Source organism: Haloarcula amylovorans, assembly GCF_004681185.1.
Taxonomy (GTDB): Archaea; Halobacteriota; Halobacteria; order Halobacteriales; family Haloarculaceae; genus Haloarcula; species Haloarcula amylovorans.
Map to the genome: position 1 here is coordinate 34741 of NZ_SRIF01000014.1, position 21152 is coordinate 55892.

The 21152-nt window shown below is 55.5% G+C and carries 20 protein-coding genes and 1 pseudogene; 7 read left to right on the forward strand and 14 right to left on the reverse strand.

The features are described from left to right. Nucleotides 1–21: 21 nt before the first annotated feature. The 7 genes from E4S61_RS23760 to E4S61_RS23790 all read right to left on the reverse strand — a co-directional run bounded on the left by E4S61_RS23760 (nucleotide 22) and on the right by E4S61_RS23790 (nucleotide 7259). Entirely contained in the window at nucleotides 22–483 is a 462-nt protein-coding gene (locus E4S61_RS23760; RefSeq protein WP_135306289.1) for a hypothetical protein, read from the reverse strand. Next, nucleotides 476–1084, reverse strand: coding sequence for a hypothetical protein (locus tag E4S61_RS23765; protein ID WP_135306290.1), 609 nt, complete (start codon nucleotides 1082–1084; stop codon nucleotides 476–478). The genes E4S61_RS23760 and E4S61_RS23765 overlap by 8 nt, the downstream gene beginning before the upstream one ends. After that, nucleotides 1081–2445 (reverse strand): DNA-methyltransferase, encoded by a 1365-nt coding sequence (locus E4S61_RS23770; RefSeq protein ID WP_135306291.1) that lies wholly within the window; start codon nucleotides 2443–2445, stop codon nucleotides 1081–1083. The genes E4S61_RS23765 and E4S61_RS23770 overlap by 4 nt, the downstream gene beginning before the upstream one ends. Nucleotides 2446–2541: 96 nt before the next feature. Continuing rightward, nucleotides 2542–3000 carry a hypothetical protein gene (locus E4S61_RS23775; protein WP_135306292.1) on the reverse strand — a complete coding sequence of 153 codons (459 nt, stop codon included), beginning with the start codon at nucleotides 2998–3000 and terminating at the stop codon, nucleotides 2542–2544. After that, entirely contained in the window at nucleotides 2997–4997 is a 2001-nt protein-coding gene (locus E4S61_RS23780) for an AAA family ATPase (protein WP_135306293.1), read from the reverse strand. The genes E4S61_RS23775 and E4S61_RS23780 overlap by 4 nt, the downstream gene beginning before the upstream one ends. Beyond that, nucleotides 4990–5193 (reverse strand): hypothetical protein, encoded by a 204-nt coding sequence (locus E4S61_RS23785; RefSeq protein WP_121513345.1) that lies wholly within the window; start codon nucleotides 5191–5193, stop codon nucleotides 4990–4992. The genes E4S61_RS23780 and E4S61_RS23785 overlap by 8 nt, the downstream gene beginning before the upstream one ends. 44 nt (nucleotides 5194–5237) lie before the next feature. Continuing rightward, a complete protein-coding gene (locus E4S61_RS23790; RefSeq protein WP_135306294.1) occupies nucleotides 5238–7259 on the reverse strand; it encodes a DEAD/DEAH box helicase family protein in 2022 nt (673 codons plus the stop codon). A 259-nt stretch (nucleotides 7260–7518) separates the two neighbouring features. Between E4S61_RS23790 and E4S61_RS23795 the strand changes: the two are divergent. After that, nucleotides 7519–8546 (forward strand): annotated as a pseudogene (locus E4S61_RS23795) (Cdc6/Cdc18 family protein). Nucleotides 8547–9288: 742 nt separating this feature from the next. Then, nucleotides 9289–10545: an orc1/cdc6 family replication initiation protein gene (locus tag E4S61_RS23800; RefSeq protein ID WP_122106730.1), complete on the forward strand. Its 1257-nt coding sequence runs from the start codon at nucleotides 9289–9291 to the stop codon at nucleotides 10543–10545. 455 nt (nucleotides 10546–11000) lie between these two features. Here the strand turns inward: E4S61_RS23800 and E4S61_RS23805 are convergent, their stop codons facing one another. Further along, nucleotides 11001–11597, reverse strand: coding sequence for a hypothetical protein (locus E4S61_RS23805; RefSeq protein ID WP_135306295.1), 597 nt, complete (start codon nucleotides 11595–11597; stop codon nucleotides 11001–11003). A 121-nt stretch (nucleotides 11598–11718) separates the two neighbouring features. On the opposite strand from E4S61_RS23805, the gene E4S61_RS23810 reads away from it, so the two are divergent. Then, nucleotides 11719–12129 carry a helix-turn-helix domain-containing protein gene (locus E4S61_RS23810; RefSeq protein ID WP_135306296.1) on the forward strand — a complete coding sequence of 137 codons (411 nt, stop codon included), beginning with the start codon at nucleotides 11719–11721 and terminating at the stop codon, nucleotides 12127–12129. A 74-nt stretch (nucleotides 12130–12203) separates the two neighbouring features. On the opposite strand, the gene E4S61_RS23815 is transcribed toward E4S61_RS23810, so the two are convergent. Together E4S61_RS23815 and E4S61_RS23820 are read right to left on the reverse strand one after the other, a co-directional pair. Next, nucleotides 12204–12527 carry a hypothetical protein gene (locus E4S61_RS23815; protein WP_135306297.1) on the reverse strand — a complete coding sequence of 108 codons (324 nt, stop codon included), beginning with the start codon at nucleotides 12525–12527 and terminating at the stop codon, nucleotides 12204–12206. Between the two features lie 172 nt (nucleotides 12528–12699). Next, nucleotides 12700–13518, reverse strand: a complete 819-nt coding sequence (locus tag E4S61_RS23820; protein ID WP_103992931.1) for a hypothetical protein — start codon at nucleotides 13516–13518, stop codon at nucleotides 12700–12702. 228 nt (nucleotides 13519–13746) lie between these two features. Between E4S61_RS23820 and E4S61_RS23825 the strand changes: the two genes are divergently transcribed. Then, the gene (locus E4S61_RS23825; protein ID WP_135306301.1) at nucleotides 13747–14418 is read left to right on the forward strand and encodes a helix-turn-helix domain-containing protein; all 672 of its coding nucleotides are present in this window, start codon (nucleotides 13747–13749) and stop codon (nucleotides 14416–14418) included. Beyond that, nucleotides 14415–15110 (forward strand): nucleotidyltransferase domain-containing protein, encoded by a 696-nt coding sequence (locus tag E4S61_RS23830; RefSeq protein ID WP_092893729.1) that lies wholly within the window; start codon nucleotides 14415–14417, stop codon nucleotides 15108–15110. The genes E4S61_RS23825 and E4S61_RS23830 overlap by 4 nt, the downstream gene beginning before the upstream one ends. A gap of 124 nt (nucleotides 15111–15234) precedes the next feature. Here the strand turns inward: E4S61_RS23830 and E4S61_RS23835 are convergent, their stop codons facing one another. From E4S61_RS23835 to E4S61_RS23845, 3 genes are all read right to left on the reverse strand, one after another. Beyond that, the gene (locus tag E4S61_RS23835) at nucleotides 15235–16164 is read right to left on the reverse strand and encodes an ArdC-like ssDNA-binding domain-containing protein (protein ID WP_128904662.1); all 930 of its coding nucleotides are present in this window, start codon (nucleotides 16162–16164) and stop codon (nucleotides 15235–15237) included. A gap of 112 nt (nucleotides 16165–16276) precedes the next feature. After that, complete coding sequence (locus E4S61_RS23840; protein WP_128904661.1) at nucleotides 16277–16624, reverse strand: hypothetical protein; 348 nt, start codon at nucleotides 16622–16624, stop codon at nucleotides 16277–16279. A 75-nt stretch (nucleotides 16625–16699) separates the two neighbouring features. Continuing rightward, on the reverse strand, nucleotides 16700–17701 hold the full coding sequence (locus E4S61_RS23845) for a DUF6610 family protein (RefSeq protein WP_128904729.1): 1002 nt from the start codon (nucleotides 17699–17701) through the stop codon (nucleotides 16700–16702). Nucleotides 17702–17986: 285 nt separating this feature from the next. Here E4S61_RS23845 and E4S61_RS23850 point away from each other — a divergent pair, with 285 nt between their 5' ends. Beyond that, the gene (locus tag E4S61_RS23850) at nucleotides 17987–18193 is read left to right on the forward strand and encodes a heavy-metal-associated domain-containing protein (protein ID WP_128904660.1); all 207 of its coding nucleotides are present in this window, start codon (nucleotides 17987–17989) and stop codon (nucleotides 18191–18193) included. Here E4S61_RS23850 and E4S61_RS23855 read toward each other — a convergent pair. Continuing rightward, nucleotides 18190–20466: a heavy metal translocating P-type ATPase gene (locus E4S61_RS23855; protein ID WP_128904659.1), complete on the reverse strand. Its 2277-nt coding sequence runs from the start codon at nucleotides 20464–20466 to the stop codon at nucleotides 18190–18192. The two genes, E4S61_RS23850 and E4S61_RS23855, sit on opposite strands and share 4 nt — an antisense overlap. A 131-nt stretch (nucleotides 20467–20597) precedes the next feature. Here E4S61_RS23855 and E4S61_RS23860 point away from each other — a divergent pair, with 131 nt between their 5' ends. Next, complete coding sequence (locus tag E4S61_RS23860) at nucleotides 20598–21152, forward strand: ArsR/SmtB family transcription factor (protein WP_128904658.1); 555 nt, start codon at nucleotides 20598–20600, stop codon at nucleotides 21150–21152.

Here is a 21152-nt window from a genome sequence, read left to right on the forward strand (position 1 = left end):
CCTGGTCCAGATCGGGAGACATTAGAGAAGTAAATCAGTGAGAGCGGTCTCTTCGACCTGCTCACCGTCAGTAATGTGGATGATCACTTCGTCTTCAGACGAATAATCTTTCAGAACCTGAAGACAGCGCCCACAAGGTGATGACATCTCTTCATCCGCGACTGCAACACCTACAATTGGTTGCTTAGTGCTGTCAAACCCTTTCCAGACTGCAAGTTCGAGAGGATGTACATCATGAGACATCCCTTTCGTTAGTCGAGTTCCAGCACAGACAGAGCCATCCTCAGTTCGGACTGCTACCCCAACATCTGACTCACCTTTGGCCTCAAACGCTTTTTCCCGCAAAGACTCCCAGCGTGTTTCTTCGTCTCGTTCATCCCCGCCAGAAGGAATGCCGAGCTGAGCAGGGGTTAGTCGTCGTATCTTAGTCGGTGTACGGTGGGTGTTTCTAATTCCCAGCTGTGTTTGGGTGTGGTCAGTCATAGGTGACAAATGACTCCTCCGTTATTTCTGAATCACTAGTTCTGTACAAGTGGGAGAAAGCTTCTCCACCAAATTCGTAGCCAAATTCCTCGATGAATGTCTCAACAAGAGTATAGGCAGAAGGATCGTCCACCTCAAATCCATAGTCACGGAATAGATACGCAGACAGAGATTCTGCCGGGATTTGATTGTCATCACAAAGATGATGTCGGGCAAGCTGCCAATGACGATCTTCAATTCCCCATTTCGAATTATGGCCTCCCTCCTCAACTTCGGCGATTTGCATAAGTGGTGCAGTTGACCGAAGGGAGGAAGGAGCATATGTACCGGCGACGTTCTTATTATACCATAGAGAACTCAACGACGGGTTTGTTGATTGATTGAAGGGCACAAAATAGGGCTTGTCTGTATCATCCTCCCCGACACGGAGGTAATCGTCGAAAAATTCGTTATAGGGAAAGGAGAGTCCAGTTTTCCGATTATCGAGTCCGGATTGTTGCTGGAGACAAAGATATCCAGGAAACATCCGGTGGATAGGGGCATCGATTAACCGGTGGAGACAATCTCGTACGACCTCAGGTTTCAGGACGTATCTCGTCATTTGTATGTGGACAGTGCTTGGTCCTGTTGGAAGTTGGAAGTATCTAAGTCTGTCCCAAACCCATTATATCCAAGACTGTTCGCCACTTGGATGGTGGTTCCAGAGCCAGCAAATGGGTCAAAGACAGTTCCCCTAGTCCAATCAGGATTCTCACACTCACAGCTGGTCCACCCGACAGTAGTCCACTCAGGGAAAGTGAACTCACGGAAGTAACCACCTAGAATGTCTTTTGCCTTCTTAGCACGACGCTGAACATCTTCATCATTTGCTCCTGCACCAACTTGGAATTCCTCTGCTTTCCCCACGTCAGAAATCCCGACGGCCTGAATGGCTCGAATATGGTCCTCTGTCAATTCGTCGTGGTTATGGTAAATTTCCAATGCCCGCTCTGCCTGCGGACGATCCGTATTGAGCTCTGTTAATCCTCGCTTCGTATCCCGACGTCGAGGCTCATTACACTCGGAACAGATTGAAGGGGGACATGCAAGCGTGATTGCCCTCCGCACTAGGTCGCGTGGGAAAGGAGCAAGGTGATCTCCAGTATTCCGATCATGAGAGATGCGCCATACGTCTCCCGGGTTCGATCCATTTCCGTATAACTCTGAGTAGCCGTGCAAGTCGTAGAAATAATTATCTTTGTCTTGGACTAGATGGAATATTGGCTCATGCCGTGGAACAAGTCGGTCTTGGGCTGAAGACGGGATTCCATTATCCTTAGCCCACTGAATTTCGTTCCGGATAGTCCATCCCGCTTCTTGAGCAGCTCTTGCAAACCGACCAGGGATTCCCTGAAGGCTTTTATTATGGTATGTGTCGCCGATGTTAAGGAACACAGACCCAGTAGGCCGAAGAAACACTTTCCAGTGCTCTAGTGCATCGATCAGGTTCTCGATATAGGTATCCGGATCAGGCTCCTGTCCTAGCTGGTCTTCGGTCCCATAGTCCCTCTTTTGCCAATAAGGGGGAGAAGTGACGATGAGATCTACTGAATTCTTACTGAGATCGATCGCATTCTCTTGGTTTTCACTGCCACCGTCTTTGGGATGGATTTTCGCTGCGTCGGCCTCAACGACATTCCACCAAGGCTCAGTATCAGCGGGGAATTCGCCTTGTCCTTCTTTCAGTTTCTCCAAGTCAGGAGCAGGGTGATCGAAGTACTCCTCTAGATCACCGACTAGATTGACCGCAGCTTTCGGGTTGTCAAGGAGGTAATCATATAGGTCATCAATATTACGAGCCTCCCCGACTTCGTCCACGAAGTCCGTAAGAGAGGTAGAATTGTTTTGATGACTGATGTGCTGTGCTATAATTTCTATGACACCTCGAACTTCCTCATCAACCTCAGATAGATTCTCATCCATGAATCAGATCCCTCCGACAGAGTGGGGGTTGCATCGTTGTTACGCTTGTTTCTCGGGGTACTACTAGTGGACTTCGCAATAATATTCGACGACGACTCACGGTTCATCGTCCTCCTCTGGCTGATACTGTTTCTTGACCTCGAGAGCCAGTTCCCGCCGTGGTTCGTCATCTGCCGGGCCAAATACTCGACCGTGTAGCAATTCGATTCCCGCATTAGCGTACTCTTCTGCAATCTCATAGACCATCCGCTGGTCACGAAGAACGCGAACATCTCTCTCTTCACTCACTGCCACAGCCTCGATAACAGCCTGCTGGCGTTCCGAGAGACTCGCACGCCCGAAAAACGCGCCTTTTTCATTCTTTATCGTTTCAGGCATTGTGTTCTCTCTCCCATATCCAAGGGCGAACATGAACAGATCGTGATTCTCAGCCTGATAGAAGGGAGAATCCTCAGATTCCTGCAACGCCTCAAACATTTCTCGCCGTTCGCTATCTATATGGACGTCACGCCGGGGTTCACGTTCCTCGTAGCTGTCTTCGGTATCTTGACTCATCGGTCGGTCACCTGTGTTACACCGTTTTGGAATTCAAGATGGTACTCATTCGCAACCTCGTTGGAAATGTACGCCCTGACGTCTTCACTATACTCGACGTCAGTCATGAGGAACGTGACCTGGGTATCATTCAGGTAGTCAGGTACGTTCTGTGCGATAAGCTGTTTCGGCTCGCTAGATATCCGTCCCAAGGGTGTATCGATGACAACAGGGGCGGAGAATCCGCTGATTTTGGAAAGTGCAGCCATGAACGAGAGAGCAAGCACTTGTCGTTCGCCAGCAGATAGTGAACCTAGATTCTTTCGACCGTCCGGACCGTAGAGACGGACCTCATACTCTTCAGTGAGGACGACCTCATAATCTTCATCTTTCCAAATTAGATCGTTATAGTACCGTTCGAGCCGTTGTTCAGTTTCCGTTCGAACCTGCTCCAGAATCTCCCCTTTAATCTCAGTGAGTTTGCCAGTGGCACTGTCGATGAACTCACTCTGTCTCACAAGGAGGTCATGTTCGTCCTGCTCGCGCATTGCCTGTTTCCACTCCTCCCGACGCTCATCAACGACATCTTCCTGTTGTTCAATTTTCCCGTTCAGTTCCCCAACTTCACGTTCCATCTTACTGATTCTACCTTGGATATCCCGACGGCGTTGCTCTAGTTCCTGAGCGCGTTCATTATCGATGATATCTTCGTCTTCAAGCTGAGCAGAGATGTTTGCCAGTTCTGTCTCGTTCTCGTCGATAGCTGTCCGTGTATCCTCTAGCTCGCTGAGGTCAGCCAGGAGATCTTCAATAAGCGATTCGCCATCACGGAGTGCTCGCTCCATCCGGAGCCGCCCCTCAATTGCATCTTGACTTTCACTAGTTTGCTCTTCCAACAGGTCCTCAATGTGTTCTCGTGAAGAGTCACATTCGGCCAAGTCAGTCCCACAAACACACGTATCCCGAGAAAGAATCCCTCGAAGTAATTCCTCTGTTAGCCCAGGGACACCATTTTGTGACGATTCGTACTCTTCCAATTCAGAAACAGCATATCGGAGGGCATCAGCGTTGTATGCAATCCCGCCCGCTCGGGCGAGTGATGCCCCTACAGCCTCTTTCGCCTCTACAAGCTCCTCTTCCTGTTCATCCAGGCGTTCTTCCAGATAGACACGCCGCTGCTGCATCTCCCGAACGTCATCGTCTGCACTACCCGCAAGCTCATCATAGATGTCATCTATTTTGCCCTCAGCGGTGTCAATCTCGTCCTCTAAGTCATCCCGCTTTTGTTTCAGGCGTTCCAGCTCTTGTGAGGCTTCTTCCTTCCGTTCTTGGAGTTCTTGTATATCACCGCCGAGCTCGGAGGATTCACTCTCAAAGTCCCGCTGTACCTTCCCTAAATGACTAACAGCACTATTCAGAAGTTCAATATGAGATACATCGAGCACAGCTGCCCGTACATGGTCGGTGTATCCAGTTTGGAAGAACTCATCCAGCTGTTCACCATCGAACAGGAAATATTCATGGACGTGAGTTGGGAGAATCTCGCGAAGAATATTTTCAGGGTTCGGGTTCGGTCGCCAGTCATTCCCCCCAAACCGCTGGCGTAACCGAAGGTCACCTATAGAGCTGTTAAATTGTCGTTCCTCGCGGTCTCCTTCTGCAGCATCTTCTTGACGAGCTGTCGAGAAAGTTCGTCGGAAGGCGTACTCGGGTTCGCCTTTACCCAGCTTGATCTCGATGTGCCCTTGAATCGATTCACCAGGTTCCAATTCCTTCAGCCGCTTCTTGTTAACAAGCGGGTCCGACTCGAGGCCCTCGTCATCATTCGAATCAGTATGGGTTTCTTCCCCGTAGAAACACAGCGTAATCGCGTTCAGAATGTTTGACTTGCCAGATCCATTCTGCCCCTCAATCACGTTGATGTGCTTCTCTGACGTGGTCTCTAAGGGGATCGTTTGATTTCCTTCATATTGCCTGTAATCCTCTATTTCGAGTTCGAATATCTGAACGTTATTCATTGTCGAATTCCTGCAGTGATTCGTTCCCGACAAAGTTGTCCACGAGCTCTTTATACTGCTCAGCGTACTCGGCTCGCGGCTCTTTCAGAATGTCCCGTTCATGCTCCAAAACCCCGCGTAAGAAGGCCCGAAGATCGTCATCCTCAACCTCGTCAACACGGTCAAGGATTAACGAATGTACCTCGGAGTCATTCATGCGATACTGCAACCATATCTACAAACGCATATCAATGTATCTTCTCAGATACCATATGCGATACGAACGTCTTCGATTTTGTTGCGGGCTTCATATTCATTTTCGGCTGTTTCAGCGAATTCCTCGAAGCGACGTAGTTCCTTCTCGAGAATGTATTGTTCAGACATCGCAATATCATCATCTGGTTCAAGAGTTGGAACAACGAGTAAGTCATAGATATCCGCACGATCCTTACCGGGGGCTTGACGAAGAACCCTGCCTCGGCGCTGGATAAATTGCATCGGGTTCCCGGTATTAGCCATCAGGATTGCTGTCCTAGTAGCGGGAACGTCAACACCTTCGTCTAGACATCGCATTGCCACAAGGGCCTCGTATTCACCCTCCCCAAACCGGGTGAGTAACTCCTCACGCAAGTCATCACCCTCCTCATGAGTAAACCGATGATGCATAACCCCAAATTCATTCAGAATCGACCCGACTGTGTCTATCTGTTCTGAGTTAGTATAGACTAGAAGGTGCTTGATATCATCTAAACCTCGAAGGATATCCCGGAGGACATCGTACTTGTTGATCGCTTCTTTAACGATTTCTGCGCGTTGTGATTGGAGAATATTTGTTGTCTCTTCATCCGCATCTTCAGAGTATCTTGATGCGACTACAGACTGAGTCATTTGACGATAGTTCTCCAACTCGTCTTCATCCATTTCAACAATAATGGGATGATACCGATATGGAGTCAGATACTGCGGAATGGCGTCTTCTAACGGGTATTCGTATATGACCCCGTCAAAATAGTCAAGCAGGTGGTTAGAACCTTCTTCATCATAATAGCGCTCCGGAGTCGCTGATAGCCCTATCCTCGCATCATAGGAATCAAGAAGGCCTTTTCGCCTACCCTCGGAGCCCAGGCCGTGTACTTCGTCCCCGATGAGGATTGTATCCCGAGAAAGCTGACTCACTTTCTCTCGAAAGTGCTCTCCGGAGAATGTTTGATGAGTTGTAATCAGGCATTCGTAATTCTTGATTCCGAGTTCTAAATTTGAAACCGCTCGGGAGAGATCGTTTTTCCAGTCCGGATTAGCTGAGTGATAGACAAATTTTGGTTGGTCGAGCCCGAACGTTTCCATCTCCTGGGCCCACTGCCGAGCGAGGTGTTTCTGAGGGACAGCAATTACACAAAGAAGTGGGTCATCTACGGTATCTGTGTATTCATCAAGTGCCGCTAGAGCTGTGAACGTCTTGCCTGTTCCAGTTGCCATCTGGAATAGGCCCCTGTTGTCATTCTCGAACCAGGAATCAACAGCGTCCCGTTGATAATCTCGGAGAACAATTTCAGATTCGGTGGTAGCAACTGATTCTGGCGGTTCATAAGGTCGATTGTTATTATCTCGGAGTTCAGCGATTCCCTCCTTAACCCCCTCTGGGATTGTATGGACCCCGACATTCTCATCTCGGCCTTCCCAAAGGTTCTCAAACCGCTTTTCTTGCATATTCACCCCCTCATTATCGCGGTCGCTTATCCAATCACAGTCGATAGTATATGCTTCGTAATTCCGGAGAGCCTGTTCGCTATCGTTCTGGGAGCCATGGAAAGCAACACGATTCCCATTCCAGTCATAGAATACCCCAAATTTATCGTGGAAGTCCCCCGACAGCTTCTTCGAAGGAACAGCTAGCTTGATTTCGAGTAGACCATCGGCGATCATCCACGCGATCGCATTGCGAGTTTCATACTCCAGATCATACCGCAGATCAGAAATCGTGCTATCTAGCGATTCTCGGAGGACCTCATCCGTTTTAGCACGGTTCCCCTTCTTAAGAGCCTCCCAGTCATCTTCTTCCAAAATAGGACTCATTATCCACTGCGCTGTACCGCCATTTTCAGCAAGTTCCGCTATTCCTCGTGCTGCAGACCGGACCCAATTTGTAGTGAAGTATCCGACACCGCGTCGATAGACCTTAGCTCGTGAGAGAAGGGGGATATAGAAATCCTGCATTAGGTCATCAGAAGAGGTATCGATGACCCTAGGGAGTTCCAAATCTGTGAAATCGCTCTCGGGCTCCATCTTAAAACAGATAATGTGGCAGAGGTTCAAAAGCGTATATACCGTCTTTCCCGGATTCGGACTTGAATTATGAACACCAAGATCGACCACCTTTGAGAATGAATGGCGTTTCCGGAAATGAGGAGTTAGCTAAAGAAACAGCACGGAACCACCCGACGTGAGTCAATTTATACAGTTCTCAGATATGTCCGAAACACTTCCCGGAAACGACCCAGTTATTCTTTTTATAGCTGGTTGTGAATCACTCCAGTAGAACCAAATGATCCGCGATGCTCGCGTCCTCCGGGCCGGATTCGTCCCTCGAGAAGTAGAGCATCGCGACGCTGAAGTCAACCACCTCTCCAGCGTCCTCGAGCCCATCACGAACGGAGAACCAGCCGACACAGCCATCGTCACCGGACCCAGCGGCGTCGGCAAGACGTGCATCTCGCAATTCGTCACCGAACGCCTACGTGAGGAGGTGCTCGACGTCGAGGCCACCTACGTCAACTGCTGGCGCAACTACACCCGATTTCGGACGCTCTACCAGATCCTCGACGATCTCGGCGCCACCATCGACATCCACCGCCAGTCGACGCCCCACGACGAACTCGTCGACCGCCTCCAGCAGCATGACGGCCCGCGAACCGTCGTCATCCTCGACGAGGTCGACCAACTGGAGGACCCCAGCGTCATCTACGACCTCCACAGCCTCCCGCAATTCGCGATCATCTGCATCGCGAACAAGGAAGAGGAGCTGTTCAGCCGCGTCGACGACCGCCTCGTGAGCCGACTGCGCTCCAGCGAGCACGTCCGGATGGACAAGTACCACGACGAGCAGCTGTACGACATTCTGAGTTCGCGGGCGAAATGGGGCTCGACGAGGACGTCATCACCGACGACCAGCTCTACCGGATCGCCGACGCGGCCGCCGGCGACGCCCGTCTCGCAATCGGTATCCTCCGAACGGCCGCCGGCAAGGCCGATCGCGAGAACCACGAGCGCATCACCGACGATATTCTCCTGGACGCCGCCGAGGATGCTCGGACCCAGATCAAGCAGAAGAGTCTCGACTCGCTCACGCCGCACCAGCGCGTCGTCTACGACATCGTTCGCGAGCACGGCCCGGTCGGGCCGAGCGAGATTCACGAGCGCTATACCGAGAAGGTCGACGATCCGCGGACGAAACGGACAGTGCGGACGTATCTCTCCAAGATGGTCCAGTACAACCTCCTTGATGCGGAAGGCACGAGCCGGGACCGGGAGTACTCACCCGTCGGTTCGGAAGCTGCGTCGCCAATGCAGTAATATCCTGTCTCCGATTGGGTGAGATCGAGCGGCAATCAAACGAACCCTTGCGGAATCGCGAAACGCCGAAATCACGGTACTAGTACTGAGTGCCGACCGCGAATCGAGCATAGGCCATGAATAGTTAACCAACATACCGTCAATACATGCGCTTTGTTGGTTAATCGATGATCTGTATCGGTCGAAATTCGAACCACGATGAACGATAGGGATCACGGAGAGTAGATTCAGAAACGGTCATCATCGGGAAGTGGGAACGAGCGAAACATGTGAAAAGAGGTCCACGGTCATCGATCGATTGGTGTCGGGAAGGGTAGATTTCGACTGGAATATCGGGTAGGCAACGATGGTAGCAGGGAAAGGGTAACCAGAGTTGCCAGTATTGCCAATAACACCGTCGTTTAAGTACCTCTCTCACTCCACCATTGCCAGTAACGAGGGGAGAATGGACAGGAGGGCAGAAGATGTCACGTCTCTAGTCTAGTTACTGTTATCTAAACCTACTATAGCTAGTCGAGTTTTCGCTAGTACGGGTTCAGTTTAACATACAATGTATTAAAAGTACCGCTAATTAGAGAGGGGGTCGTTGACCCCCTCCAGTTGTTGCAAAGGTTTACTGGCAATAGTGGAGTGTGTGTGTTTTATAAGTGGATGCGACACTGGCATAATTGGTTCGAGTGGTGGGTTAGTGGTGATACTGGAACCCATGGTTTTATGATGGTTCTTCGTCTTGAGTCCGCCTATGGGCCGATTCAATCGAGAATCGTTCATCATCCAAGACAAAGACGTCCTCCGGGATGATTACCAGCCAGAGACACTCGAGGAGCGGGACGAAGAACTCGACGAATATGCGGCCGCTCTCCGTCCCGTCATTCAGGGCTGGCAACCGAACAACGTCTTTCTCTATGGCGTTACCGGCGTCGGGAAGACAGCTGCTACGCACGATCTTCTTGAGGAGCTGCAAGAATCCGCCGGAGAGTACGACGACGTCGATCTCAACGTTATTGAACTCAACTGTACTGGCTGCACCACATCCTATCAGGTAGCGGTCAATCTCGTGAACGAGATTCGCTCTCCTTCTCACCCTCTCACCACAGTCTCGTCTTCGCGCGAACCGATGAGCGAAACCGGGTATCAACAAAAACGCATCTTCAACGAACTCTACAACGACCTTGAGTCGATCGGTGGGACTATTCTCGTGGTTCTGGACGAGATCGATAACATCGGCTCGGATGACGATATTCTGTACGAGCTTCCACGAGCACGCTCGCAATTGGATCTCGATGTGAAAATCGGTGTGGTCGGCATCTCGAACGACTTCAAGTTCCGAGAAAACCTCTCTCCGAAAGTCAAGGACACTCTTTGCGAAGAGGAAATCTTGTTCCCTCCGTACGACGCGACTGAACTGCAGAATATTCTCAAGCAGCGAGCCGATATCGCGCTCTACGACGATGTCCTCGAATCAGATGTAATCCCACTGTGCGCCGCATTCTCTGCACAGGACTCGGGATCTGCTCGGCAGGCGTTACGGTTACTCCGGAAAGCAGCCGATATCGCCGAGAACGACGCGATGGCGGGTGGAGAGGCGGAAATCACCGAAGACCACGTTCGGGAGGCCAAGCATCAGATCCAGCGACAACAGGTTGTCGAAGGGATGCATTCGTTGACCCGGCAGGGGCAGTATGTGCTCCTGACTGTCTGCCAGCTAGCGGCAGAAGGTGAAACGCCTGAACGAACGAAACTGATCTATGAGCGATATCAAGCAGTTCTTCGAAATCACGGTAGTGAACCACTGAAACGCAGGCGGGTACACGACCACTTGTCGGATTTGAGCCTCCACGGGATTTTACGGTTGGTCGACTCGTCGAGTGGACGCGGAAACTACAACGAATACGAGCTTGATGTCTCCCTGTCGTCGGCCCTTGACGCACTCGAAAGTGAACTCGGAGAGCTCGACGATATTCGTGAAACTGCCAAGCGGCATCGGGTTCTGGAGTAACTTCTCAACCGCCAACACCAGTACTGCCAATACCCTCTCCACTTTTGCCAGTAACCGCGCAACCGTCAGTGCCAGTTTATCCAGTACCCTCTCCGGTGTTGCCAGTAACCCCCTGCCCCAATCAATCCGACTAGTTACTACCAGGACCACCGTTGCCAATTACATCTAATAGCGTCTTGTCCTCCGATTTTACTGGCAATGGTGGAGTGTCTGACAACATCTAAACAAAATTTCATTTACGAGCATTTGTAATCACTCTCCAGTGGACTACTCATCCCGAAAGGATTCGTGGTTCGAAGTTCCAATCTTGCACGGATTCACCCCGCACTTACTACTCGAAAACGGGGGGGGTGTCTTCCTGTTAGAGTTCATTCGTTGTCTGGGCCATCGGTGAACCGGATTTCGTGGAGAAACGACAGAAACGTCGGGGGTGTGAGTTACCGATTCGTCTCTGTCTACGGGTATTCCAGATCACTCACGAGAGCCTCGGCACACTCGACCAGATCGTCCTCAGTCGTCCACCGACAGAGACGTCCAGCCTCGTCGAGCATCTCGAAGATCGCGGTCTGCATTCCGCTGTAGGGATTATCGACGTCGACGTTCGTGTCGATCGCGTCCGCATCCAACGAGTCATACTCGCGTTTGAACACGTGAGTCTTCGCGAAGTACTCCTCGAGAGCCGTAAAGTAGCCCTGCTCGACGAGGAAGCCGCCCTGGGCGTGTTCGGCGACACCCACGATGATGTCCGTGTAATCGGCGAGCAGTCGGAACTTGAGGTAGGTATTCGTCCACTCGCTTCGAATGTCGACCATCAGGAACGCGTACGCACCGGGCTGCCGGTTGAGGCGATCTTTCACGAGCTGGAGACGACGGATCTCGGGTTTCCCGTAGCTGCCGAGAACGAAATACGAATTCTTAGCTGAGAAGATCGGCGTGAGCTCCGCAACACTCTGTTTGAGCGCTTCGTACTCCTCCGGTGTGAGTGAGGCCTCGTGCAGATACTCGTCGGCTTTCTCGGCGAGTTCATCGACAGTAACCGGTTCCTCACTCATCTACCCGGGACTTCTCCCGTACCCTGCTTCAATGTGGCGAATACATCGGTGACCGTATCGCAAAAGACCGATTCGTATTTGAGCGAAACGCTTTTGCACGCACTACACGAATTGTGGTGTAATGAGTACCTCCGACCACACGCCAAGCGACCTGGAGTCCGTTCGAGAGCGGCTCAACGTCGTCACCCAGGAGACACGATTCGCGCTCCTCCAGGACATCCTCGGGCATCCGTCGGAACTGCCGACGCTGAGGGAACTCGACTACGTCAACCCCAGCAAGAGCCAGACGACGATTCGCCAGCACCTCCAGCAGCTCGTCGACGCTGGCATCGTCGAGGAAATCCTCCTGCCCGAGGACCGCCGGAAGAACGATCTCCCGTACAAGTTCTACGGAATCAGTGAGAGTGGTCGGCAGTTCCTCGATGAGCACAAGCTCCTCCGGGCACAAGACACGCTTCGCGAGATCTACGACCGTGTGGAGAAGACCGACGACATCAAACGGTACGAGACTGCCCCGCGACCCGAGCGCTAACAGCTCCCGTCTTTCACTTCGCAGACGGGGTGTCTCCCTGAACCATCGGTCATCCGACTGTGGCGTTATCTCGTCTATCCGTCAGGATTGACGGGACCTTTGTACTGAGAACGGATTTTGTCGCCGTCCCGCCACTGCCAGTAGTAGTAGCGGTTGTCGTTGATTTCCTTGATCGTGATCGTCGCCTTCGTCGGGACATCATCGGGGAGGTCATCGGGTCGCTCGTCGATCTCGTCTTCCTCCTCCGCTTCGGCAAGGCGGGCCTCGCGCTCGCGATGCTCGGCGAGGTCCTCGGCATAGTGGGCAACGTCTCGGAGCAGCTCGGGTGAATAGCCGTTGAGTGTGTCGATGACGTCGGTGGGGAGGTCCGCTGGGGGCGTCGGTGGCTCGTAGGACATGGGCCGATCTGTGTTAACCAACACAGGCGCAAACTGCATAGTTTTGTTGGTTAAGTTGCTGCCAACTGTTCTCACCGGTTCTCCAGCAGCCGTCTCACTACTCGAAACTCTCCATCAAGGAGTTTCGTCTGATGTTACAGTAGCCTCGGGAGATCTCGAACGCTGGGCGATCCTACGAGTTCGAGGGGAGACGCCCATCAGGTCGTGGGACCCGCCCCTGCTTGATCTCCTGATCGACTCGCCGGAGGTGTTTACAGCCGCCCTCGGGCGTACGCTTCCGCCAGTCTGGACACGTACACGACTCGCTGATCACGTCGACTTCATACCAGTTTCCGGACGCCGATCGGACCTCATAGCGGCCACCCTTTTCGAGCAGCGAGACGGCCATCGATTCGTCGACGGCACGTCTGGTTCGCGGCTCGAGGTCGTCGTGCTGGGTTGAGTGCTCCGTGACGACCATCCGATCGCGTACGTCGCCGGTGCGGCCGCCGTCTGGAGCAACCGCAGCCTTGGGATCCTGGAGACGATCCGCAAGCAGGGCCTCAACTGGATGGCCCTCCGGCCACAGATAGTGGACTTCCCGCCGCTCGCGATGGTCGTAGGAGCCACAGGCGGCAGCGCTCCCAGTCCAGACACGCCACGCCCCGAGTGCTGCCATCACGTCGACGATGACTCGCGGAACAGCGTCGTACTCGTCGGGGTAGAACACCCGGAACCGAGTACACTCCTCCTGCGGCGGAACCGTCTCCCACCACTCGACGTCGTCGTCCCAACTGTTGCACATCGCGTCGTCCTCTCCGTAGCCGACAGTCACGCCGTCAACCTGCGGTACTTCCACCGATGTGTCGTCAGCCTCTCCTTCGAGCAGCCGAAGGACGGCGTACCTGAGATACTCGTGTTCCGGATGGTCCGAAGATTGGGCGACCTGCTCATGGTGCTCTGCGACTCGCTCTGCCTCGTCGAGAACGGTCGTTAGATATCGGTCGGTCATAGGTCGGTGGAGACAGGAGTGCGCCTCCGCCCTTCGGCGGGCGCTGAAAAACTTAACCAACGAATAGCGATCCATCGTATCCTTTGTTGGTTAATTCATCTCCGCTCAAATTCTGAGCCGGATCGGATTACCGGAGCCAAGAATGGTATATCTGTATAGCGATAACGTCATAGGGAATACGGGGGACAAGACTAATACCGTTAGATGCGATACCGATAACTAGCGATGATGGAGTACGTCGACGAGACCGCGGCGAAAATCATGGTCGCGGCCCGGCCGGGCGACTCGATTCGTCGAATCGCCCAGAAGATCGACGGCTCCTACTCGTGGGTCTACGACTGGATCGAGCGGTTGGAGGACGCAGGCTTCATCCGGCGTGAGGACGGCGTCTACATCGAGAATTACGCTGTCAGGGATCGCTACTACGATCTCGTCGCGGCCATCTCTCGCGCTGTTCCCCCCTCGATCGACGACGGCTACGTCATTCCGCACTTCGCCGGGATGCCCTTTGCGTACACGAAAATCGACGGCGTCTACGTCTGGACCCATGGCGGTTATCAGATCGCCCGCGGCCACGACGACTATCCGATCTTCATCCAGGTTGCCGACCGTGATATCGAACGGTGGACGGCGTTCTTCGATGAGTTCGGGATTCCGAGCCGGATCGAAGAGCGGCCGGACGCGACCGACTCCGACGCGGCCGTCTCGTACGTGTTGTTCCCGACGAGTGGGGGCATCACTCGCGAGTGGGTCGACGGCAATCCGGTTATTCCGTTGGACGAGACGATCGAGCACATGTTGGAGTACCGGGTGAACTACGAGCCGGCGTTGGAGATGATCGCCGACGAGTACGACCGCGATATCGACGCGTCCCACGAGGATCCGCGTCTCAATGCATGAGCCTCGGTGAACGCGAAGACGAACTACTGGATACGCTGGAGGCAGTCATCGACGCTGACCTGCCGTACGTGCTCGTCGGTGGGTGGGCGATCGCGGCGTTCAATCAACGCTTCACCACGGACGTCGACGTCGTCATTCCGGCCCAAGCGGTCGACGACTACACGGACCTTCTCACCGACCGCGGCTACGAGAAAACGGCCGATGTCGAGCGAAACGAACTCTACGAGGGCCGGACTATCCGGTTTACGAAAGATATCGGGAATCCGGTTCAGTTCGACGCGATGGTGGACGCGCTGGGCTGTCGCCAGACGGAAGCTGAATGGTCGTATCGCTATCTGGCCCAGCACTCTGTCACCGAGGAACTGCGAACCGGGCGCCCGGTAACAGCCAGGATTCCGGAACGGGAGTTGCTGTTCGCGGTGAAACTCCACAGTGGCCGCAAGGCAGACTCTCGGGATCTGGTGGTGCTGGCTGCTGGCGCGGATTTCGACCGGATCGCGACCCATCTGCATCGCGGAGAGTCCGAGAAGCTCGCTGGTCGCATCGAGACTGTCCTCAACCGCCTCACGTCGGAGGATTTCGCAGATGCATTCAAAGGAGTCTTCGAACAGCAAACGGTTCCCGAACAGGATATCGATGCCGTCGTTGAGTTCCTTCGTGACCAGCAGCGCCGAATCGATTCTGAACGATAACATCGACTGTCGGTGGGGTTTGTCTTGGAATCGATCGAAACGCGCAGGGTCGGACGCCGAACGAATTAACCAACAGAGTGGGATAGTACCCCAAGCCGTTGGTTAACAGCTGGAGAAGGCGTGTTCAGTCCTCGGCGACCGTCCCGATTATCTCTTGCGCGGTGGAACTGATCCGGCCGAGACGCTCCTGAATGCTCTCCGCATCGTCGTCCTGCCACGCGGCAAGATAGAACGCTGACCCGCTCGTATCCAGGTTGAAATACCGCCCGACGATGTACGCAACGGCTTCGGCTTCGACCTCGCGTTTTGCGCGCTCGGGTTCGTCGTTGACATCGAAATGGAGCAGTGCGTGGGCGTACTCGTGAATCAGCGTCACCGCGAGGTCGGCCTGATTCGCTCTATCTTTCGCTTCGACGACGGGTTGGCACTCGTCGAGATTCCGGTGTTTGCAGACGCCTTTCGCGTCGTCATGCTCCCACTCAGCAGCGTCGACGACACGGACGTCGACATCGAGAGTAGCTGCCGCATCAAGGAGCGCTGGCACCAGGTCGTCGGCGTTACCAGTGGCCTCGGTTTCCAGCTCGGGGAGCGGTTCGCCCTCGGTTTGAGACACATCGAAGACTGCAGTTGGTTTGAATCCAACCAGTCCTTTGGACCACTCCTCGGCCGGTGTCTCGTCGTAGTCACAGTCGCTTTGCTCGTGGTAGCTCGGTGAGTTCTCGCACTCGGGGCACTGCTTCGTAATAATGGGTGCCCAGATCCAGATCGCCTGTTCGCCCTCTTGGACGTGCCGGTCGAACTCCGATCGCCACGTATTGTAGCCCGCTACGCGGGTTGCCTCGGGACACTGGAGCTTGATCAAGAGGGTGTTGCGATGGGAGTAGTCGTGGAATCGGGACTGGACATCGAGCCACTCTTGGAACTGTTGGCTGGCTTTTGCCTCGTCGACGTCTGCGACGAGCTCGTCGATCCAGTCTTCGATGGTACTGTGCATCTCGTCGTGTCGGGTGTCGGTCTCCTCGAACGAGACTCCCGACTCACTGGCTGTCATCATGGATTGCATCACATCGAGTACGACGACGTCTCCGAGAAGTCAGGACGCGCCGCGCCCCTCGGGGGCGCACGATAAACATCGGCGCGACTTCGGGGGGTTTAGATCGGGGCTGCTATCGGAGCGCTGCTTTCTCGTCAGCGAAGCCGACCGTGACGAGGTACTCGAGGAACGCGTCGAACTGGTCGACATCGCTCGGCGTGTCCGTCGCGAGGTGTCGAACCCACTCGATCGCCCACTGGAACGCGGGATCGGTTCCGCCCTTGCCATGTATATACCACCAGCGGGCGGCCTTCAGGACGACGAGCGGATTCGTCGGCGGTTGCTCGCTTGCGAGTCCACGAGTGATCGATCGGATTTCCTCGGGTACCTCAGCGGGGTCGACCTCGCCTGATTGGGTGTTCGATACGTCGACTGGAATATCGTCGATCGAGACATCGTTCGGACGCTGTTGTTGACTCACGGAAAATCACCTTCTCGGAGGACTTTTTGGATCGAGCCCTCGCCCCCTCCGGGGCGCGAAAAACCACTCGTAGCGTCACGCCGGTGGAATGTACACGCTCTGCTCGCCGGCGATCTCCTCGAGGTTGTTCCGATGGCGATGCGAGAAGTAGCACTCGTAGCTGCAGTAGCCACAGAGCACGCCGGTATCATACTCCGCGATGAAGGGACCGCGCCGAGTCGTCCAGACGTTCGCTTCACATTCGGTACACGCAGCACTATCGAGGTCGGTTGGTGACGGCCCCTCGTACTCGATTTCGAGGATGTCGCTATGTGGCGCTGAGTCAGGCCAGACGCCGTGGGACTGCCAGAAGGCCTTGATGCGGGCGAGACTGTGTCGCACCGTCTTCCGAACTGTGACGTGGGAGGCGTCACGACCGCTATCATCCCAGCCGTCAGCCGTCCAGAACTCCCCGAACTGCGCGCCGCGATGCAGCCCGTTCCAATCGAGGCCGACGATGTCGGCTGGTGGCTCGTCGGTGAGTGTCGGCCTGGTCAGCTGTCGAATGGCGTCGAGCTGCTTGGGCGGACTCCCACCGAGGATGTGGACGCGCCGCCCTCTCCAATCGGTTGGGTCGGAGAACTCGTGCGCCAGGCGATCGGCGTACCCTCGCGAATAGCCGAGGATGATATCATCTGGGATCGTGTCAATCACCGCTTGGGATTTCGGGACGATGATGACCTCGGCATCGGGAAAGCTGTCCTGAATCTCACGAGCAGCAGCGATGTGGGCGTCAACGTCAGTAGGTTCGTAGATGTCGCCGATGACACCGACCTGTGGCTCGTACTCGAAGAACCGCTCGACGAATCGATCCAGATCGGGGTTCTGGAAGTCGTTGTCGAGCATCCCGACGGGGAGGGTGAGATTCTGATATTGGGTCTCCTGATACCCGCAGTCCTCCCGAAAGCCGGGAAGGAAACCGAGCTCATAGGCATCCAGAGTGAACGGCGCTCGATGGAGGAACGCCACGATGTCGGCTTGTCTGGCGGCAGCGATGTCGCTCGCCGTGCTGGCGCTGGAGCTCAGCTCGAGGGACATGATTGGAGTTACGAGGCCGCTGTTGGCCGCCCCGCGCCCCTTCTGGGGGCCTGACAAACCGAGGTACAGTCTGTTAACCAACAACAGGGAAACTTATGCGGGGATTGTTGGTTAAGGACAGGACTTACTCTTCGTCGTCAGTGGTCCCCTCCTCTCGAAGAGCCTCCACCCCTTTGGGGCCGACACAAACAACTCTCCGGACGATGACGCCCCGCCTCTAATAGAGATAAAACCGATACAACAGTTACCGTAATGGTCATCCCCCGCGAGTGTTTACAGGCCCGTATGGAGCGAAAGACGATCGCCGTCATCGGGATGTCGTGCAACGGGTGCGAACAGAACGTGGAGACCGCCCTGCGAAACCTCGATGGTGTAAATCGGGTCGAGGCCGACCACGACGCTGACACGGTCGACGTCGTCCTCAAGGATGGAGTCTCAGACGACGACGTGAACGCGGCAATCGAACAGGCTGGCTATGACGTAAAGGCTTAATCGGCTGTCACTCGGCCGTCTCCACGCTCGCCGTCGGTGCGTTCTTTGAGAGCGAATTCGGTGTTGACACCCTCACCGGAGAGGAGCTGACCAGCGAAGCTGTTGGCGAGGACGGCCGAGACGGACAACACCATCGCAAGCATCGCGAACACCGGGTGAACGAGCCCCGTGGTCGCGGCGGCGACGCCGATGCCGTTGAACGCAAAGGCCGTCACGAGATTCTGGCGAGTCTTTCGATAGCTCTCGTTCCCGATCTCATAGGCGTCCATCACGCCGCCGAGCCGGTCACCCATCAGGACGATGTCCGCCGATTCGATGGCGATGTCGGTCCCGGCGCCGATGGCGATGCCGATGTCCGCCTGTGTGAGTGCCGGCGCGTCGTTGATGCCGTCGCCGACCATCGCCACGCGGTGGCCGGCTTCCTGCAGGCGACCGATCTCCTCGCGTTTCTCGTCGGGCAACACGTCGGCCATGACGCGGTCGATACTGACCTCCTCGGCGACCGCGTTCGCGGTGCGCTCGTTGTCCCCGGTGATCATCACGGGCGTAATGCCGGCGTCGCGAATCCGCCGGATGGTCTCGGCGGCGTCTGCTTTGATTTCGTCACCGATGCCGATCAGGCCGAGTAGGTCACCGTGACGAACAACTCCGGCAACGGTGAGGCCGCGGCCCTGAAGTCGCTCAATATCGTCGCTCCTCTTCGAAAGGTCAATCCCCTCATCGCTGAGCCATCCGGGTTTCCCGACCAACACGTCGTCGCTGCCGACGATCGCTCGGACGCCCTTGCCGGTCACCGAGTCAAAGACGTCGGGATCCGCGTACTCGACATCTCGCTCGTCAGCGAACTCGAGGATCGCATCGGCGAGCGGGTGTTCGGAGAAGGCCTCCGCGCTGGCCGCCGTCGCGAGTACGTCTTCCTCGTCGGCGTTGAACCCGACGACCGCACTGACGGCGGGTTCGCCGACGGTGATCGTGCCGGTCTTGTCCAGCACGATGTGGTCGACGTCGGGGAAAATCTGGAAGGCGTCGCCGGAGCGCATCAAGATGCCACGGTTCGCTGCCTTCCCGCCACCCCGAATCAGGGCGAGCGGTGTTGCCATCCCAAGCGCACACGGATAGCCGAGGACGAGGACCGCCAGCGCTGCGAACGCCCCTCGCTGGACATTGGGGTCTGCCCCCCACGCGAGCGGTGCGACCACCCAGAAGAGGAACGAGAGCGCGGCAATCGTCAAGACGCCTGGGACGAAGTACTTGAGGACGCGGTCGGCGAGCTGGATAATGCCGGGTTTCATCGCCCGCGCCTCCTCGATCTCGCGTGCCACCTGATTCAGGAACGCGTCCTCCCCGGTTGCAGTCACCTCGATAAGCAGCGTCCCGGTCTCGTTGACGCTGCCACCGATCACCGTGTCGCCGACCGTTTTCTCCTCGGGGATGGACTCACCGGTGGCAACCGACTCGTCGACCGTGGACTCTCCCTCGACGACCATCCCATCGACGGGGATGTTCTCGCCAGGCTTGACCCGGACGTAGTCGCCGACGTTGAGGTCGTCGAGGGGGACTTCCTCGACGTCACCGTCATCACTGACGCGGCGTGCCGTGTCGGGCTGGAGGTCGAGAAGGCCTTGGACGGCTTGGGAAGCCCGCGTGCGGACGATGAGGCTGGTGTACTCCGAGAGGATGTGGTAGGTGGTGATGAACACGGCGACGGCGAAGAAGTGGACGGTCGGGAAGCTCGGGAAGACAAACAGGCCGAGTAACCCCCCGAGGAGCCCGGCGAAGGCGCCCGCTTCTAGGAGGACGTGCTGGTTGAAGATCCTCCGACGAAGGCTCTGGAACGCCTTCTGTTTGATGTAGCGCCCGGGACCGAACATCGTCCCGAGCGCTAGCCCCAGCGTCACCAGGTCCATCGCGAGCGATGCCGACTCGAAGCGTCCCATTACGAGAATCATCCACCCCATCAGGGCTGCGACAACGAGAGATGCGCCGCCAGCGATGAGGAGACGCCGCTTCCCGTCGGTGAGTTCGGCCTGCTGCTGCTCGTATCGTTTTGCCTTGTCCGGATCTCGGATGGTGTAGCCGAGGTCCCGGAGTGTGTCCTTCACCGCCACCTCGCTCAGGCGGTCATCGTCGTACTGGACGAGTACCTCCTCGTGGGCGAGACTCACGTCGACGTCCTCGACGCCGTCGGTCCGGGCGTAGGCCTTCTCGATGCTCTCGGCACAGAACGAGCAGGACATTCCCCCGACGTTGAATTGTTCGTGTGTCGTTCCCATCGTGAGTGGTGGTTATCGCGCGACGCGGAAAATCATTACGACAATAATTATAGCGGTATCAAAGTCCTAATACCGATGTCGGGAGAGTGGCGTTACTCTTACTGTCGTTGTTCGCCTATCTCCTCACAAGAATGGCGCTCCTCGAATCTGATGTGCCGATCCGCGAAGTCGTGACGACAGACCCGGAAAAAGCGAAGGCGCTGGAGAACGACGTCCGGGCGAAGATCCTCGATATGCTCGCGACCGATGAACTGACGATCGAGGAGATTCACGACGAACTGCATCGTCGCGGCGAGGAGAAGGCGGAAACAACGGTCCGCCACCACGTGAATGTCCTGAAGGACGCGGGGATGGTTGAGATCGCCCGTCTCGAGGAAGCTGGTGGGGGGACGCGGAAGTACTACAAGTCGAACACGCGAGTCTTCTCGTACGAGCTCCCGGAGGGTGCCGACGAAACCCTTGCAGGGGCGCAGTCCACCGCATCCGAGGAGCTGACATCCCTCATCGAGACGTTGTACGCGGACCACGGTACTGAGATCGAGGCGGTCGCCCGCGAGATGAAACCCTGTGAATACTGCGATACCCAGCACTACGAGGAGTTCATCGTTCGCGAACTTTTGAACCGTGCCCTCATCGAACTGGGCGAGAGCGGCACGCTCGAGGACGTGTTCTCGACCGACGACTGA

Excerpts from the sequence above, each read along its gene's own strand:
- E4S61_RS23785 (WP_121513345.1), bottom strand. The coding sequence starts at position 5,193 with ATGAATGACTCCGAGGTACATTCGTTAATCCTTGACCGTGTTGACGAG.
- E4S61_RS23845 (WP_128904729.1), bottom strand. The coding sequence starts at position 17,701 with ATGTCCCTCGAGCTGAGCTCCAGCGCCAGCACGGCGAGCGACATCGCT.
- E4S61_RS23775 (WP_135306292.1), bottom strand. The coding sequence starts at position 3,000 with ATGAGTCAAGATACCGAAGACAGCTACGAGGAACGTGAACCCCGGCGT.
- E4S61_RS23815 (WP_135306297.1), bottom strand. The coding sequence starts at position 12,527 with ATGTCCTACGAGCCACCGACGCCCCCAGCGGACCTCCCCACCGACGTC.
- E4S61_RS23770 (WP_135306291.1), bottom strand. The coding sequence starts at position 2,445 with ATGGATGAGAATCTATCTGAGGTTGATGAGGAAGTTCGAGGTGTCATA.
- E4S61_RS23800 (WP_122106730.1), top strand. The coding sequence starts at position 9,289 with ATGGGCCGATTCAATCGAGAATCGTTCATCATCCAAGACAAAGACGTC.
- E4S61_RS23805 (WP_135306295.1), bottom strand. The coding sequence starts at position 11,597 with ATGAGTGAGGAACCGGTTACTGTCGATGAACTCGCCGAGAAAGCCGAC.
- E4S61_RS23860 (WP_128904658.1), top strand. The coding sequence starts at position 20,598 with ATGGCGCTCCTCGAATCTGATGTGCCGATCCGCGAAGTCGTGACGACA.
- E4S61_RS23855 (WP_128904659.1), bottom strand. The coding sequence starts at position 20,466 with ATGGGAACGACACACGAACAATTCAACGTCGGGGGAATGTCCTGCTCG.
- E4S61_RS23850 (WP_128904660.1), top strand. The coding sequence starts at position 17,987 with ATGGAGCGAAAGACGATCGCCGTCATCGGGATGTCGTGCAACGGGTGC.
- E4S61_RS23825 (WP_135306301.1), top strand. The coding sequence starts at position 13,747 with ATGGAGTACGTCGACGAGACCGCGGCGAAAATCATGGTCGCGGCCCGG.
- E4S61_RS23765 (WP_135306290.1), bottom strand. The coding sequence starts at position 1,084 with ATGACGAGATACGTCCTGAAACCTGAGGTCGTACGAGATTGTCTCCAC.
- E4S61_RS23830 (WP_092893729.1), top strand. The coding sequence starts at position 14,415 with ATGAGCCTCGGTGAACGCGAAGACGAACTACTGGATACGCTGGAGGCA.
- E4S61_RS23810 (WP_135306296.1), top strand. The coding sequence starts at position 11,719 with ATGAGTACCTCCGACCACACGCCAAGCGACCTGGAGTCCGTTCGAGAG.
- E4S61_RS23790 (WP_135306294.1), bottom strand. The coding sequence starts at position 7,259 with ATGGAGCCCGAGAGCGATTTCACAGATTTGGAACTCCCTAGGGTCATC.
- E4S61_RS23835 (WP_128904662.1), bottom strand. The coding sequence starts at position 16,164 with ATGATGACAGCCAGTGAGTCGGGAGTCTCGTTCGAGGAGACCGACACC.
- E4S61_RS23820 (WP_103992931.1), bottom strand. The coding sequence starts at position 13,518 with ATGACCGACCGATATCTAACGACCGTTCTCGACGAGGCAGAGCGAGTC.
- E4S61_RS23780 (WP_135306293.1), bottom strand. The coding sequence starts at position 4,997 with ATGAATAACGTTCAGATATTCGAACTCGAAATAGAGGATTACAGGCAA.
- E4S61_RS23760 (WP_135306289.1), bottom strand. The coding sequence starts at position 483 with ATGACTGACCACACCCAAACACAGCTGGGAATTAGAAACACCCACCGT.